The sequence below is a fragment of the Chryseobacterium sp. SORGH_AS_0447 genome (assembly GCF_030818695.1).
GTDB lineage: Bacteria > Bacteroidota > Bacteroidia > Flavobacteriales > Weeksellaceae > Chryseobacterium.
The window spans coordinates 1,380,129-1,395,241 of the sequence record NZ_JAUTAR010000001.1; the positions used below are offsets into that span (position 1 = coordinate 1,380,129).

18 protein-coding genes, 1 tRNA gene and 1 pseudogene are annotated in these 15,113 nt (G+C 38.3%); 5 read left to right on the forward strand and 15 right to left on the reverse strand.

The window, feature by feature from the left end; translation table 11 throughout:
- Nucleotides 1-3 precede the first annotated feature (3 nt).
- The 4 genes and pseudogenes from QE422_RS06490 to QE422_RS06505 all read right to left on the reverse strand — a co-directional run bounded on the left by QE422_RS06490 (nucleotide 4) and on the right by QE422_RS06505 (nucleotide 3,255).
- A complete protein-coding gene (locus QE422_RS06490) occupies nucleotides 4-576 on the reverse strand; it encodes an outer membrane beta-barrel protein (RefSeq protein ID WP_307456072.1) in 573 nt (190 codons plus the stop codon).
- A complete protein-coding gene (locus QE422_RS06495; protein ID WP_307456075.1) occupies nucleotides 563-1,756 on the reverse strand; it encodes a hypothetical protein in 1,194 nt (397 codons plus the stop codon). The genes QE422_RS06490 and QE422_RS06495 overlap by 14 nt, the downstream gene beginning before the upstream one ends.
- Nucleotides 1,757-2,021: 265 nt before the next feature.
- Nucleotides 2,022-2,603, reverse strand: a pseudogene (locus QE422_RS06500) (N-acetylmuramoyl-L-alanine amidase).
- 103 nt (nucleotides 2,604-2,706) lie between these two features.
- Nucleotides 2,707-3,255, reverse strand: coding sequence for a YqgE/AlgH family protein (locus QE422_RS06505; protein WP_294199831.1), 549 nt, complete (start codon nucleotides 3,253-3,255; stop codon nucleotides 2,707-2,709).
- Between the two features lie 24 nt (nucleotides 3,256-3,279).
- On the opposite strand from QE422_RS06505, the gene pdxH reads away from it, so the two are divergent.
- A complete protein-coding gene (gene pdxH / locus QE422_RS06510) occupies nucleotides 3,280-3,924 on the forward strand; it encodes a pyridoxamine 5'-phosphate oxidase (protein ID WP_307456078.1) in 645 nt (214 codons plus the stop codon).
- A 63-nt stretch (nucleotides 3,925-3,987) separates the two neighbouring features.
- On the opposite strand, the gene QE422_RS06515 is transcribed toward pdxH, so the two are convergent.
- Nucleotides 3,988-4,299, reverse strand: a complete 312-nt coding sequence (locus tag QE422_RS06515; protein WP_307456080.1) for an HU family DNA-binding protein — start codon at nucleotides 4,297-4,299, stop codon at nucleotides 3,988-3,990.
- A 399-nt stretch (nucleotides 4,300-4,698) separates the two neighbouring features.
- Here QE422_RS06515 and panD point away from each other — a divergent pair, with 399 nt between their 5' ends.
- Together panD and QE422_RS06525 are read left to right on the forward strand one after the other, a co-directional pair.
- The gene (panD, locus tag QE422_RS06520) at nucleotides 4,699-5,049 is read left to right on the forward strand and encodes an aspartate 1-decarboxylase (protein ID WP_100075378.1); all 351 of its coding nucleotides are present in this window, start codon (nucleotides 4,699-4,701) and stop codon (nucleotides 5,047-5,049) included.
- A 4-nt stretch (nucleotides 5,050-5,053) separates the two neighbouring features.
- Complete coding sequence (locus tag QE422_RS06525; protein ID WP_307456082.1) at nucleotides 5,054-6,106, forward strand: lysylphosphatidylglycerol synthase transmembrane domain-containing protein; 1,053 nt, start codon at nucleotides 5,054-5,056, stop codon at nucleotides 6,104-6,106.
- 194 nt (nucleotides 6,107-6,300) lie between these two features.
- On the opposite strand, the gene QE422_RS06530 is transcribed toward QE422_RS06525, so the two are convergent.
- On the reverse strand, nucleotides 6,301-6,882 hold the full coding sequence (locus tag QE422_RS06530) for an NAD(P)H-dependent oxidoreductase (RefSeq protein WP_307456084.1): 582 nt from the start codon (nucleotides 6,880-6,882) through the stop codon (nucleotides 6,301-6,303).
- A gap of 73 nt (nucleotides 6,883-6,955) precedes the next feature.
- Nucleotides 6,956-7,780: an AraC family transcriptional regulator gene (locus QE422_RS06535; protein ID WP_307456087.1), complete on the reverse strand. Its 825-nt coding sequence runs from the start codon at nucleotides 7,778-7,780 to the stop codon at nucleotides 6,956-6,958.
- Between the two features lie 192 nt (nucleotides 7,781-7,972).
- Between QE422_RS06535 and QE422_RS06540 the strand changes: the two genes are divergently transcribed.
- Nucleotides 7,973-8,548 (forward strand): TerD family protein, encoded by a 576-nt coding sequence (locus tag QE422_RS06540; RefSeq protein WP_307456089.1) that lies wholly within the window; start codon nucleotides 7,973-7,975, stop codon nucleotides 8,546-8,548.
- A 1-nt stretch (nucleotide 8,549) separates the two neighbouring features.
- Complete coding sequence (locus QE422_RS06545; protein WP_307456091.1) at nucleotides 8,550-9,221, forward strand: TerD family protein; 672 nt, start codon at nucleotides 8,550-8,552, stop codon at nucleotides 9,219-9,221.
- Between the two features lie 34 nt (nucleotides 9,222-9,255).
- Here QE422_RS06545 and QE422_RS06550 read toward each other — a convergent pair whose 3' ends face one another.
- The 8 genes from QE422_RS06550 to QE422_RS06585 all read right to left on the reverse strand — a co-directional run bounded on the left by QE422_RS06550 (nucleotide 9,256) and on the right by QE422_RS06585 (nucleotide 14,941).
- Nucleotides 9,256-9,720: a DUF2628 domain-containing protein gene (locus tag QE422_RS06550; protein WP_307456093.1), complete on the reverse strand. Its 465-nt coding sequence runs from the start codon at nucleotides 9,718-9,720 to the stop codon at nucleotides 9,256-9,258.
- Nucleotides 9,721-9,741: 21 nt separating this feature from the next.
- Entirely contained in the window at nucleotides 9,742-10,263 is a 522-nt protein-coding gene (locus tag QE422_RS06555) for a 3'-5' exoribonuclease (protein ID WP_307456094.1), read from the reverse strand.
- A 63-nt stretch (nucleotides 10,264-10,326) separates the two neighbouring features.
- Nucleotides 10,327-11,523 carry a tyrosine--tRNA ligase gene (gene tyrS / locus QE422_RS06560; RefSeq protein ID WP_307456096.1) on the reverse strand — a complete coding sequence of 399 codons (1,197 nt, stop codon included), beginning with the start codon at nucleotides 11,521-11,523 and terminating at the stop codon, nucleotides 10,327-10,329.
- A gap of 210 nt (nucleotides 11,524-11,733) precedes the next feature.
- The gene (locus QE422_RS06565; protein ID WP_307456098.1) at nucleotides 11,734-12,354 is read right to left on the reverse strand and encodes a hypothetical protein; all 621 of its coding nucleotides are present in this window, start codon (nucleotides 12,352-12,354) and stop codon (nucleotides 11,734-11,736) included.
- A gap of 138 nt (nucleotides 12,355-12,492) precedes the next feature.
- Nucleotides 12,493-12,876, reverse strand: coding sequence for a M48 family metallopeptidase (locus QE422_RS06570; RefSeq protein WP_307456100.1), 384 nt, complete (start codon nucleotides 12,874-12,876; stop codon nucleotides 12,493-12,495).
- Between the two features lie 25 nt (nucleotides 12,877-12,901).
- Entirely contained in the window at nucleotides 12,902-13,375 is a 474-nt protein-coding gene (locus QE422_RS06575) for a GNAT family N-acetyltransferase (RefSeq protein WP_307456102.1), read from the reverse strand.
- Nucleotides 13,376-13,550: 175 nt separating this feature from the next.
- Nucleotides 13,551-13,623: transfer RNA gene (locus QE422_RS06580), tRNA-OTHER, on the reverse strand.
- 1 nt (nucleotide 13,624) lies between these two features.
- Nucleotides 13,625-14,941 carry a hypothetical protein gene (locus QE422_RS06585; RefSeq protein ID WP_307456103.1) on the reverse strand — a complete coding sequence of 439 codons (1,317 nt, stop codon included), beginning with the start codon at nucleotides 14,939-14,941 and terminating at the stop codon, nucleotides 13,625-13,627.
- Between the last annotated feature and the right edge of the window lie 172 nt (nucleotides 14,942-15,113).

Here is a 15,113-nt window from a genome sequence, read left to right on the forward strand (position 1 = left end):
ATGTTAGTAGAAATAAATTAAGCCAATTCTGTAAACATCCCTGCGAGCATGATAGTAAGTTAACACCAGATCATCATACTGTTTGGTAAACCCTTTTGAAAAGCTTCCTTCCAAAATAAAATGATTTGATATTTTATAGTTTAATCCTATATCTCCGCTGATGCCGAATCTTCTTCTGAAGTAATAAGGCTGACTTTCTTCACTGTCAGGAATATAATTTAGTTTTGGACCTGCTACTAAAGAGAATCTTTTGTAAAAATTGTATTTATAATACACGGGAAGTTCTAAAAATGTAACCCGATCAGTAAAAGAAATTAATAAGTTTGATTGAATGTAAGATTTCTCGGAAATTTGCTTTTCCACCACAAACCCTGTATAAGCTTCATCAATAATATCGCTTAGATAGCCTGACGGCTCACCGTTTTCATCTATTGCATTTATATTAGAGTAGTTCCAGCCTGCTTTTATACCGTACTTTAATGGATATTTTTGCGAATAGGTTAAAATTGTTAATAGCAAAAACAAAACATTGAGGAACTTGTCCCCAATGTTTTCATTTATTTTAATACACTTCATTCTGATAAGAATTTCCTTCTTGTTTATGTACGCTGAAAAATACATTTTGTTTTACGGATACATCACCGAGTATCTTTGCTCTTTCCTTAATTTTTTTTCTCCTTTTTTCTCTACCGGTTAATGGTTCATCACCATAGTCATTACACTGATAAGCTGTAGCTGTTTTACCATAAAAACCAGTGTAAATAGTTGCTTTGAATTTCTTCCATTTCCCTTTTTTCTTTCTATATGATCTTGTATAAGTTTTCATTAGTGTCTGCCCCGGAAAATTAGGAAAATGAGCATCTTTAAATTTATGTTTCCAAACTATTTTTCTTTCTGAACTGAATAAATGTTCACCTTTATCCTTAATCTCGCTGTGGCAGTAACCGCCCTGTGAAGGAGGAACAGTGGCAACAACAGTTACCCCTGAATCTTTATAAGGTTCAACTGCTTGGGATACCTGCCCTTGAGTAGCTCCGCCAATATTGATCGGTTGTTGTGTAGGGTTTGTAATGTTGTTTAAGGCAGTCAGAATATCAGTTGCTGTTCCGATATCATTGATAGGAAAACTTGCGTATCCCCAATCATATCTTTTATAAAGCGTATAACCGTTTTTACAGTCACCAACAATAAATTCTGAACCTAAGCTTAATAATGCTCTTTCTGTTTCATCGTCTATATAATATTCATCAGGAGCGGTATTTAAATCCCACGCTCCGTCACCTTGTTGATCCAGCCACGCATCATCCAGTTCGGCTAGGTATTGCCTTAGGGAGCAAAAATGCAGATCTTTTTCAAAATCAATTAGTGGCTGATTTTCATCAAAGCCTACTGATTCAGCATAATCATCTGCTTCTTCATCTGTCATACCGGCAGTTTGTTGATCAAAAGCATCATTGTAATCTTCAATCTGCTGATCTAATTTTACAATAGCTGTTTCATAATCCTGCAATGTAGGAAATACTAAGATGTTGTTTTGGCATGAAGTAGCGAGACTGTTATCTAAATTGACAGCTTTTATGCCCGGAATAATACTACTTGCGGTAGAATTTTCAAAGAAATCACAAACGGATTCACGTCCTTTAGCTGATATTTTTGCATTTGAATTAGAATTTGCTTCAGTGTCAAATTCTCTTTCCGAAGAACAAGAAGAAAATAATGAGCCGACAACCAAGCTCATGATTAGAGTTTTTTTCATTGTAATTAATTTTTTGACAGAGCAAAAATATGTGAAATTTTGTGGTACCACAAAATTATTTATGAACAAATTATTAATTTTTTTAATCCCATGCTATTCTAAAAGTGGAGTTATTATTTGTGACAGATATTTTGTAAGATCCTTTCTATACAGCAACAAAGTTCTAAATCAATAATATATATCACTCTAAATTGACAAACCCGGTAAACAACGTATCACAGTCCTTTACCGGGTTTTATTCTGAACAGGTCAGAATTTGTTTATCTTAATATTCTTTGAAGACTTCTGTTAATTTCCGGGCAATTTCCTTCTGGCCTGCTTCGCTGCTCATATAGGTTTCATCTTTTGGACTATTGATAAATCCCAATTCCATAATGACCGCAGGAACTTCGGATTCCCTTAAAATATGAAGGTTTCTCTCTTCGATCTTCTAAACATTGAACTTTCTGGAAATTCTTTCGGCCAGTTTTTTTGAATTTTCTGTATTCTGTGTGTATATTTCCGGGCCTTCCTGTGTAGAATGACGATCGGCACTGCTGTTGATGTGCAAAGAAATAACCAGTTCAGGATGAAGCTGATTAATAAATGTGGTGCGCCCGCTCAGCGGGAGGTCGGTATCGTTATCGCGGGTCAAGATAACTTCATATTTACTTTGGGTAGTATTGAATTTCTGGATTTCTTTTCCGATGCTGAGGACAATATCTTTTTCATAGATCCCGTTTCGACTGGCTCCCATATCATTTCCGCCATGACCGGCGTCGATTACGATCAGCTTTTTAGTTTCAGGGGTAAAAGATAAAAATGCTGCTGAAAAAGCGGCTAAAGCCAATAGTTTTATTCCTTTCATATGGCTGAGATTTGGTTTAACAAATAACGGCAATTCCAGGCTTAAACTTAGTTAATGGATTCTTAAAATTTGTTAAATTTTTATTCAGCTTGTAAGATAAATTTTAATTTAGTGAAATATCTTCAGGAGAATTGGCCCACAGCAGGTATTCACCGCCGAGATTCTGCATGATCGATTTCCATAAGGTCTGGTCATTCGGCAGGGTGTAATCAAGATTGTAGACATCCACTACGGTCCACACTTTCCGCTGGATCTCGCCGTCGAGCTGCAACGCTGTCCATCCGGAATATCCGGAAAATATCTTTACATCGTTAATATCCAGCTCGCCGTTTAGAACGGCACTGATGATGTTTTCGATATCTTCTGTCAGATAAAACTCAGAAGTTATTTCAGTGTAAATTTCGGTAACTTTCTTGCCTTTTACTATAAAGAAAACTTTGTCGTTTTCCACCGGTCCTCCATCATACACTTCGATTTTAAAATCAAAAAAATCTTTGAACTTACTGCTCATCTGGCTGTTCTTTTTATTCAATATTAAACCGAAAGCACCATTTTCATTGTGCTCAACAACAAGCACTACCGATCGGGAAAAAATATCGCCGGAAATGTCAGGTGTGGAAATTAATATTTTACCTTTGTAAGAGTAATTCATACTCAAATTTAATAAAAAATATTTATGGAAAACCTGCACGACAAAAGAAAAGTGTATGATAAATCCCAACTTATTGAAAGTGAGATAAAACAAAACCCCATTGAGCAATTTCGGGATTGGTTTATGGAAGCCGGTGAAAATCCGAATATTTCAGAGGCCAATGCAATGGCGGTTTCTACCGTAGAGGAAGACGGCTGTCCGCGTACCCGGATGGTTCTGCTGAAAGCATATACATTCGAAGGATTTATTTTTTACACCAATTATGACAGTAAAAAAGGACGTGCTATTGAGAAAACCCATAAAGCCTGCCTCCATTTTTTCTGGCCCAGCCTGGAGCGGCAGATTATTATTAAAGCCAGCCTGGAGCGGGTGGCTGAAAATCTGAGTGACGGCTATTTCCATTCCCGGCCGAAGGGAAGCCAGCTTGGTGCGGTAGTCTCTCCACAGAGCCGTGAGATTCCGAACCGTGAATTTCTGGAAAGTAAGCTGAAGGAGCTGGAAAAGGAATATGAAGACATGGAAGTTCCGAGACCTGAAAACTGGGGCGGTTATATCGCAAAACCCTACGAAATAGAATTCTGGCAGGGAAGGCCGAACAGACTCCACGACCGGATTGTGTATGAATTGCAGGAAGATTTTGACTGGAAAATCTCAAGATTGGCACCTTAGACTTTGGATAAGCATAAAAAAACCTCATCAACTGATGAGGTTTATTTTTGTAATCTTGAATGATTATTTTTTCTTTTTTCCGGCAGCAGGAGCGTTTGCTGAAGCCACAGCAGCTGAAAGATCAGCACCTGCCTTGAATTTAGCAACAGTTTTTGCTTCGATGTTGATCGGCTTTTTAGTAGCAGGGTTAATTCCTTGTCTTGCTGCTCTCTCAGCTACTGAGAAAGTTCCGAATCCTACCAAAGAAACTTTTCCGTCTTTCTTCTTTAGAGTAGTCATTACATTGTTGATGAATGATTCTAAAGCAGCTTTGGCTGCAACTTTAGTGATCCCTGCGTCTTTTGCGATTGCGTCGATTAATTCAGACTTGTTCATAATTGTTATTATTAAAGTTAGTTCGTTATTAAAGCAAATATAATACTATTTTGTAAATGTGCAATTTTATTGCTGAAAAATAAATAATTTTTTTGATTTTAAGTAAAATTAATTAAAATATCATAATTTGTAATTTTGCGGAAAATCTACGTTACACGTTACTAAAATCATGCCAATTGCTTATCTGTATTGACTTTAGTAAATTTGAAAATTTATTTTTAACATTTATTAAATCCTAAATTTAATATCAAGAATTAATGGTTTTCAGGATATGGTTGTAAATTCTGTAAGTAAAATCTTCAAAAATTATGTTTATAGAAAATAATGCGCTGTGTATCTGATAGTTTTAAATTCAGTATAAAAGGCGGTTTTATAAATTATTATTAATAAATTTGCACCATGTTAATAGAAGTTTTCAAGTCTAAAATTCACAGGGTGAGAGTTACGGCTTCTGACCTTAATTATATTGGAAGTATTACCATAGATGAAGAGCTTATTGAAGCGGCAGGACTGGTAGTGGGAGAGCGGGTTTATATCGTAAATGTAAACAACGGAGAACGTTTTGATACGTATGTGATAAAAGGAAAAAGAAAATCCGGCGAAGTCTGCCTTAACGGGCCGGCCGCAAGAAAAGTACAGCGGGACGACATCATCATTATCATTGCTTATGCACAGATGACCCCTGAAGAAGCACAGGCGTTCCAGCCGAAAATTGTTTTCCCGGACGAAAAAACCAATCTTTTGACGTAACCGGATGGAAAACAAATCAAAAAAGCCTTTAAAAACAATCCTTACCATTGTAATCTCGCTTGCTTTTGCAGGCTTTTTTTTATGGTTTGCTCTAAAGGGACTGGATTTTAAGGTTATTCAAAAATCTTTAGCCAAGGCAAATTACTGGTGGGTTCTGTTTGCAGCCTGTTTTGGGATTGCTGCTTACTGGTTCCGGGCCATCCGCTGGAACCTGATGCTGGAACCGATGGGACACAATATTTCAAACTCCAATTCGCTGTGGTCTATTTCTTTCGGCTACCTGATGAACCTTACCATTCCGAGAAGCGGAGAAATAGCAAGAGCTACTGCTTTGTACGGGGTTGAAAAAGTGCCGGTAGATAAATCTATAGGAACAATTATTTTGGAAAGAGTTGTAGATTTAGCATGTATGTTTATTGTTTTGGGACTAACTCTAGTTTTTAAGTTTGATACTATTATTTCTTTTTGGAAATATATTGAAAAGGAATTTTTTAAGAAGATCGAAAATTTTATTTTTTACGGCTATATATTTATTGCCTTCTTTATAATTTTCTTAATTATTTTCATTGTATTTAGAAATAAATTAAAAAATAATAACCTTTATAAAAAAGTCATAGGAGTTATACTGGGAATTATTGAAGGTTTAAAAACAATTTTTAAATTAAAACAGAAAGGAAAGTTTATCCTTTATACCATAGGCATCTGGGTTTCCTATTATTTTGCAGCTTACCTGGTCTGCTTTGCTTTACCGGAAACTTCCGGTTTTACCTTTGATGACGGGTTTTTGATCCTGGTCGTAGGGACTTTCGGAATGATTATTCCGGCAAGTGGCGGGATCGGAGCTTTCAACCTGGCGATGAAGTACGGTTTTATGGCTTTGTTTATCTCCATGGGAAAAAGCGGTGAGCTGGGTGGCGAAGTGGGATTAACCTATTCTTTTATTTCCCTGCCTTTACAGATTGTAATTATGCTGGTAATGGGGCTTATTTCCATTCCGATGCTGGCCCGGGCCAGAAACCGGTTGACCGAACATTCAGTATCAGAATCATCATATTAAATAGAGATTAAAAGGCTGGAAGAGGGAAGAAGGATGCTGGATGTTCACTTGATGAACGTATGACTAACGGTCTTATCTATCAAATGTCTGATTACCTTCTTTTGTTAATTTAGATGTCTTTTAAGTTGTTTAAAATCAATTAAATATTGTAAAATTTACCACAATATAAAATCCGGCATTTGCGCCGGATTTTTTTAGATCTGACGATAAAAGGTTTTGACCTGTTCCTTCCATAGGTCCACACTTTCCGCAGTGGCCCGGTCTGCCCGGTCAAAAAAGAGATGCTGGATAACATCGAAACCGCAGTATGAAAAAATACCGTCATCTGAGGTCAGCTGGAGTGCTTTATCCATACCGGTCTGTGTATATTCCTCATGGGATTTGCCGTGGGTGTTGATGATAGCAGCCTTCTTTCCTTTCAAAAGTCCCTTCTGAATTCCCTGATCGTACCGGTAGGCAAAACCGTAGGTAAAAACCCGGTCGATATATCCTTTCATTACGGCCGGCATTCCGGTCCACCAGATCGGATAGATAAAAGTAATGCATTCTGCCCGGGAAATATATTCCTGTTCTTTCTTAATGTCCTCCGCAAGAGTTCCTGCACGCTGATCCTGAAGATCTTTTAAAGAGAGAACGGGATTAAATTGCATCGTGTTGAGATCCCGGATGATGAGTTCATGATTTCCGTCTTCCTTTATCGTATCGGTAACCGTTTTTAAAATCTGATGATTAAGGCTTTTCTCATTAGGATGGGCATAAATAATTAAATGTCTCATTGTTTTTGTTTAAATTAATAAGACAAAATTACCCTCTGCCGGAATGAAAAAATTGTATGAAAACGAAATCAGTTTATCCTGAAACGGGATTACAGATGCTCTTCTGAAACTTTACATAGCACGAAGGCGTCATCCCGAGAAAGTGCTTAAAATCACGGATGAGCTGGCTCTGGTCGTAATAGCCACATGAATCGATTATATAAAACCAATCGGTTTTCCGTTCGTTATCTGCTTCTTTTTCAATTATTTTAATCGCTTTGAGAAAACGCTGATAGCGGTGAATCTCCTTTGCCGAATATCCTAGCCTGTTTTTATAATGTAGCTGAACGTTTCTTTCCGTCTGTCCTGTAATTCCGGCAGCTGTTTTAACGGGGTCGAAAGCTCCTTGTGAAAGGTCACCCAAAAGAGCATCCAGTGTATTTTGGTCCTGTAAATAAGGTTTACAGAATTCAAGCAGGTAACGGGATTTTTCGTCAGTAGAAGAAAGCTGGGAAAGTTTTTGCCAGACGTCTGTGAAACAGTTGTCAGGAACAAGACCATCAGGATCGGAACCAGTAGCATGCGATCCTGCCAGCGATTTTCCAAAAAAACGATAGAAAGCATCTCCTTTGAAATTCACTGCCAAAAAAGAAGTTCCGGGAGGAAGGGAATAGTCAAAGGCTTTTTTTACGGGGCCGATAACAAGGCACTGCCGGATTTTTACCGATGCTTGCGGCGTTGTCATGGTGATTTCTCCTCCGAAACAGAAAAGCAGGATCATCCGGTAATGGGGAAGCAGTATTTTTACAACCGGAAATGACGATCGGTTTTCGGCATAGTAAAAATGGGAAAACACCTCTTCAAACTCCAAAGGAACCTGAATAGTATACTGATTATATTCCGGATCTGAATTTTTCAAAACATTTATTTTAAAAATCTGCGAAAGGCAAATGCCGTTTTAAAGCCGATTAAACGCAATAGTTATGCTTTTACAATGTCAGCTTTTTAATTATGTGCCCAATATTTTGCAATTTACATAATAATTTATGAGGATTTCATTTGGAAAATTCCCGAATGAGTTTTAATTTAGAGAGAACAACACATCATTATTATGGCAATTAATTTACAGAAAGGTCAGCGGATCGAATTAGGATTTACCAAAATGACGATCGGTCTTGGGTGGGATCCGAATGAAGGGATGGGATATGATTTCGACCTGGATGCTTCAGCAATTATGATCGATGCCGACCGGAAACTGGTCAGTGAGGAATACTTCATTTTTTATAATAACCTGAATTCGCCCGACGGCGCTCTTACGCACACCGGCGACGATCCGAGCGGGAAAAACAGTGACGGTGATGATGATGAAGCCATTGTCGTGGATCTGGAAAAAGTAGATCCCAGGGTAGAAGAGATCCTTTTTGTAGTAACGATTGAGGATTTTGAAAGAAGAAAGCAGAATTTCGGGCAGGTAAGGAATTCCTATATCCGCATTATCGACAATATGACGCATCAGGAAATTGCAAAATATGAGCTGGACGAAGATTTCTCCATAGAAACGGGAATTGAGTTCGGAAGGTTGTACAAGCGCAGCGGAAGCTGGAAATTTGAAGCGTCAGGAATCGGCTACCGTGCAGATCTCGGCTTTTTCCTGGAAAAATATTACAAAGGACAAATCATAAAATAGTATGGCGATCAATTTACAAAAAGGACAGACCATCAATCTCCGCAAGAGCGAAAGCGGGAATGAAATGTACGATCTTTCATCCGTAACCATCGGCCTTGGCTGGGACGTACGCAAATGCGGTGGTTTCTTCAGCCGTTTGTTTGGCATCAATAACGGACCGGAATATGATCTGGATGCCATTGCCTTTCTTCTGGATGCCAACGGAAAGGTTGCCAACATGGGGAAAACCTGTCCTGCAGGCAATGGAAAAGAAATTGTTTTATATAAAGGCGATGTGGTTTATTTTAACTCCATGCGTCATCCGAGCGGAAAGATCTGGCTTACCGGCGACAACAGAACCGGAGCAGGAGATGGGGATGATGAGCAGATTGTCGTAAAACTTGACGAACTCGACGAGCGGTATCAGAAAATCCTTTTCGTTGTTTCCATTTACCAGGGACTTGTTCACCGGCAGCATTTCGGAATGATCGAAAATGCTTTCATCCGGGCAGTAGATGCCAGAGGAAAGGAAATTACCAAATTCAGCCTTTCCGGTGACGACAGCATGAACGGCATGTGTTCCATGGTTTTTGCAGAAGCCTACCGCCACAACGGCGACTGGAAATTCCGCGCCATCGGTGAACCACACCGGACGGATAACTTTATCGATGTACTGGTACCGTATACTTATTAAAAAGTATGCTGGTAAAGCATTTATACTTTGTTTATTATAATGCTAAAATTAAAACAAGAGATATTATTAAAATTGTAATTACAACCAGACTTGTACCTCCTTTTTTAGCGACATAACTATTCTGGTTTTCAAAATCAGGATACTTTTTTTTGGCTTTACCGATTGTTCTTATTGCTTTTTTCAGATATAAAATATTTCCTGAAAATCCTGTGGTAATTAAAAACAGTACAGTAATACAAAAACTAAAAATAACAGTTCTTTCCTCACCAATCAGTCTTTTAAGAAGTAAATTTTCAAATAAACTCTCTAAGGAAATAAATGAATAAATAATTATAACTTCAATATACATTTTTCTGTAAAGAAACCAGAATATTCCAAAGATTAATGTGGCATAATTAAAAGTAAACTTTTTGCCTTGGTTGTATTTGTCTAGTGTCTCAAGATAATAATCATCTCTTTTCTGAAAGAAGCTTTTATAAAGTTCAATATCGTTTTTCATAGTTATTGTTTAAATAGTAAATTACTTCAGCGCGATTTTCAGTCCCATTTCGTTTTTCATCTGCAATAAAACTTCCGCATTTCCACGTGCGTCATCTACCGGATGATGGGTGTGCGCCGTTTTTCTCAAATGCTTCCATTGGGCAAAAGTATCTTTTTCCAGTCCGCAATACAGGTCGGCCAGCCTTCGTGATGAAAACCCGAATGGATTTCTTCCGATGAAGTGATGGAAATACCAGCAGATGAACATCCAGTCAAAGCCATTGTTGTCGCTGATGAAAACAGGTCTTCCTTTTGAATTCTCCTTAATCCATTCCTCGAATCTCAGCATAACTTCTTCAGGGTCTTCAAAACTTAGGGTTTCTTCCCTTGTAAAGCCTGAAACCGCCAGTGCATCGGCATTGAAGCTTCCGTATATCGGCTTTAGCTTTCCGTAGAATGTTTTGTCGAGATTTTCATCTACCAGTACCGCTCCGAAACAGATCATTGAAAAATCCCCGGGAATCGGACCGTCCGATTCTATATCGACCATGATGTAGCTCATATTTTGTGTTTTTAATTTTTAACCTGACGAATATATCAAAAAATTACTTGTAAAGTCCGGTATTTACAAAAGTTCAAAAAAACTTCTTTTTCCGATTTTTATTTTCTTTCCCACTATCAATTCAATTTCTTCATCAGGATCGGTTAATTTTTCATTATTCACCTGAACGCCGCCGTTTAGGATCAGTCTCCGGATAAAAGATTTGCTCTCATTATTTTTGAGCTGATGACATAGTACCGCTAAAGTCATGGGGCGGTGATGATGAAGTGAACTGATAAGGACCGGTTCGAAAACCTTTTCGTCAAAATTCTTATTCTGGAACTGATTCATAAAAAACTGCTCGGCCTGCTCCGCCGATTCTTCATTATGGTATTGTGCAATTATATTCCGGGCAATCCGTTTTTTGATGTTCATGGGATTCTCTCCGTTTTGGGCCGAAAGCTTTATGTTTTCTTTTTCTATAGGGGGAAAATCGGTCGTTAAATCAATGAATTCATCAATTAAAGAATCCGGGATAGACATTGTTTTTCCAAACATTTCGTGAGGTCCGTCCGTCAGTCCAATTGTGTTGTTTAACGATTTGCTCATTTTTTCTTTTCCTTCCAGCCCCTTCAGCAATGGCATGCACATGACGATCTGTGGCGGATTTCCGTGGCTTTCCTGCAGCTGTCTTCCCATCGTGCAGTTGAAAAGCTGGTCGGTTCCGCCCATTTCGATGTCGCTTCCGATCTGTACCGAATCGAATCCCTGTAAAATCGGGTATACCAGCTCATGCATAGCGATCGGCGTATTTTCGGTAAATCTTTTATTGAAATCATTCCGGTGCATCAGCTGGGCAACCGTTACTTTAGACATCAGCTGGATGACCTCCGAAAACGGCAGCGCATCCAGCCAGTCGGAATTAAAAACAATTTTTGATTTTTCTACATCGATCACTTTGGAAAGCTGTCGGATGTAGGTTTCTGCATTGTGCTTTACTTCTTCGGCAGTGAGGGGTTTCCGGGCTTTGTTTTTACCGGTCGGATCACCGATTCTTGCGGTAAAGCTTCCCACGACGATCACCACCTGGTGCCCCAGTTCCTGAAACTGCCTCAGTTTTTTCAGGACAACGGCGTGACCTAAGTGCAGGTCGGGAGCTGTGGGATCAAAGCCAAGTTTGATAATGAGCTTTCTGTTTTCTTTCTCGGCCTGTCGCAGTTTTTCTTCCAGACCGTTTTTCGGCAGAATAATTTCTGCATTTTCTTGTAATGTACGAATCATTTTTTTTGAATTTTAAACATGAAGAAACCCGGACGAAAAGGTCCGGGTTCTCTATTATTTTAGTTGAATTTTTTACTGAAATAAATCTACAGAAGCTTTCCCGAACAATAATAGGCCGGGTAATAATAATTGCTGAAAAAAGGCAATCGTAAGATGTAGTTAAGTTGCTTCATTGCTGCAAATATAGAAATTTTATCTCTAGCTTTCAGGTTAATTGCTGTGAAGCCTTAAAATATTTCCTTTGTAAAATTTTGTACAGTCATACAGCTCGGAGAAATGCTGGTGTACTTTTGGCGCTTGCGTTACGGCAGAGGTTTTTTCCTGAAGTACGGTTTCCGCAAGGGAATAAAGATTCCTGTTGCCTGCTTTCAGATAATCAAAATGAAAGTTGGTGCTGTCTTTTTCATTCATTATTCCTGAAAAAAAGATTCCGTAGATCAGAAACTGATTAAAAGTGTCTGCATCTGTTTTGTACCCGAGGCTGATCTCCGAATGTTTTTCATAATCCGACTGGATCTGATGAAAGATTTCCGTTTCCGAAGAATCTGAAATTTCATGGAAAATATCGATCCCGTGAATAAATAGCTGGGCTTTCAGCTCTTCCGGATCAGCACTGCATCTGGCATTGAACCATTTAAGAATACCTTCCAGCTCTTCTTTTGAAATATCGTCAATATGATGAAGTGTTTTTTTCTTGATAAGCTCCAGGCTTGTTTTTCTGTCTTCTTCTAAAAATTGGAGAACATGCTCTTCTTCACGGCAGAGTTTGTTGTATAAATTGATTTTTGCTACAACCGGATTGGTCTTTATGAAGTAAAGTTTTTCTGCCATAATCTTATGTGATGCTTTGTTTCTGAGCCAATTTCATAACTAAGGTAATGAAAAAAAACACATAAAATCAGAGGACTTTACGATTTATCAGATTTTTAATGTTTTTCGATTATCTATATGATTTTTTTAACTGTATAATTAACGGGACTCAGGATCGAAATGCGCTTTAAAAGTCAGCGGATCTTCCTGCTTGTCTTCGGCTGTTTCCAGGTATTCGTGGTATTCTTCAGGATGTTTTCCCATATACGTCATGACAATGGCAAGGTTGATGAACAGGTTTTTATCAACGGAACCTAAGTTTAATGCTTTGTGAAGATATTCCAGAGCGAGATCATCTTCTCCCATATCCGAATACACTGCCCCGATACTGATTAATGCAGCTGTATTCTGAGGTTCTTCAGATAAAATATCATCCAGCTCCTGAATCAGAAGATCATTGATTTGGTCCCAGTGATCTTCATTTTCCCAACGCTTGGCCTGAAGTTTTTTTACGTTTTCCAGTCTTTTGATTATGATATTCATGATTTAAATGAGAAATGTAAAATGCTTAAATTAAATGTTTTTCCATTTTGATATCTGCTCTTTCATAAAGTCCGGGTTCGAGCGGGATTTCTCGGAACCCGTATTTTTGATAAAGATGTATGGCTGACTGTAACTTCGTATTGGAGTACAGGATCAGTTTTTCTGCGGATTGTTCCCTGGCAAAGCCGATGCAGTACTCAAGCAAAGCCGTTCCGATCCCGTAACCTTGTGCTTTTTCGGAGACGGCCATTTTCCCGAGTTCGAAAACAGATCCGGATTTTTTCAGCAGGGAGGCCGTTCCCACAATTTCACCCTCCCGTTTTGCATAGAAGATGAACCCGCCTTTATCAATAATCTCCTTTTTAGGATTAGATAATGAAATCCGGTCGCCCTCTTCAATCCTGAAATATTTTTCCAGCCATTCGTAGTTAAGGATTCTAACAGGATCCTGAAGATCGTCGGAAAAGGGGATGATTTCAATTGAATGAAGAGATTTCATAAGGGTTTTTTAATGTGTTCAACTAAAATTTTATCCCGTTAATTTTCATTTTCTTTAATCTGAAGTTTTAATTGGGATTTGGTATTTCTAAATTTTGTTTTGGTAACAGGACTTGAACTTGTATCCTCTTGGATGAAGATCAGAGGTATTCTGCTCATGAGTGATCCTAAAAAATAGACAGGTGCAGGGCTCGAACCTGCGTCGATCCGGAAGAAGAGCCGGACATTCTACCACTGAATTAACCTGTCTTTATTTATTAATCTTTCCTGAGAAAAATTTATTTTTTTTAAGTATTGTTGCCATAAATGGATTTGAAACCATTACTCCGTGCACAAGTTCGGGAGTCGGTTTATATTTTGCAATCGTGTGAGTTCTTGGGGCAATCCACCCGGACTTTTCCGGATCTATTCTCACCTCTTTGCAAATATCTGCAATTAATTTTTTATTACAAAAAGCTTTTCCTTCAAAAACTTCCCAAGGTAGTGGAAGTTTATTCCAGACTTCCGTATCCGGATCAATTTTACCTCCTGTTGCATAATGCCAGGCAACGACATCGGCCGCCATTAGCCTCATGACTTTTCCAAAGCAGAGATCATCCAGAATAACTTCCATTCCTAAGGAATAGACCAGATTCATCCAGCTATCCCTGGCTTTATTCCAGGCTCCTGCCGTATTATTCCATGTAGATGAATCATTTCCTTTTTTTACTGCCATGGTCTTTCTATTAATGTCATTGTTTTTCCATAAATCGCTCATAAATTCTGCAATCTCCTGGATAATTGAGGTCCATTTTCCCAAGAGTATCCCTTTTTGTTCCTCCGTTAAATGAGATAACGTTTCATCACTTGCGTAGATGTGAGAGACGGCCCACCAGTTAGTGTTTGCTTCGTTACTCCTACATCTGTTGAATAACATTTCACAGATTTCATCAAAAGGCCTTTCCTGGCTATGATTAGTAAATGCACTTCTTACATTGCAGCGTGCATTATAGTAAGCAATGAAACAAGCGGTGTTTATATCTGCACTAAAATCCCCGAAATTAATCGTGTGGCTTAACCCATGTTTTGAAATTTTCTGGAATTCCAGCTTTTTACTTTCAATAATAAATTTCTGCAGTCTTTTTTCTATCCTTTTTAAAAGTCGCCATTTTTTGTTATAACTCCTCTTGGAAATATCAAGGCCCACTTCTTTTCGTTCTGTTTTATTCAACCGGTCCGTTTTGAAATTATTCTGACCTACCGGTTTTGAAATTAGAGGAGAAATATCATATAAAAACTGTTCAATCCCTTCGGTCTTACTGTAATCCGAATCTGAAAGATTTTGAACCCTGAAGATTTTAAGAGCTTTGTTAATCTGCCTGTCGGCTCCGATGACTTCACCGAAACTTTCCAGCATGGATGTGTATCCAAAAAAACTTCTGTTTAAGGCACCTTGTGCAGCTTTTTCGAGGACTTCATTTTCAGCAGTAGTAAGTTTGTCCTGAATTATACCAGCAATGATTTCTGCAACATCTTCCGGACGTTTGCGCTCGTTCAGGGTTTCATAAAGATTCTGAATATTATACATTGTTTTCTAAATATTAATTGGCTGATATCTTTCTTTAAAATCAGTCCCGCTATCATATTCTGCGGGATTCACAAAAGTAATAACTCCGATGTTGGAATTTAATTTCTGTTTTAAATCATGTAAATAAATTTCAGCTAGTGCAATGGTACCGTCAATCGTCAGGCTGAATATG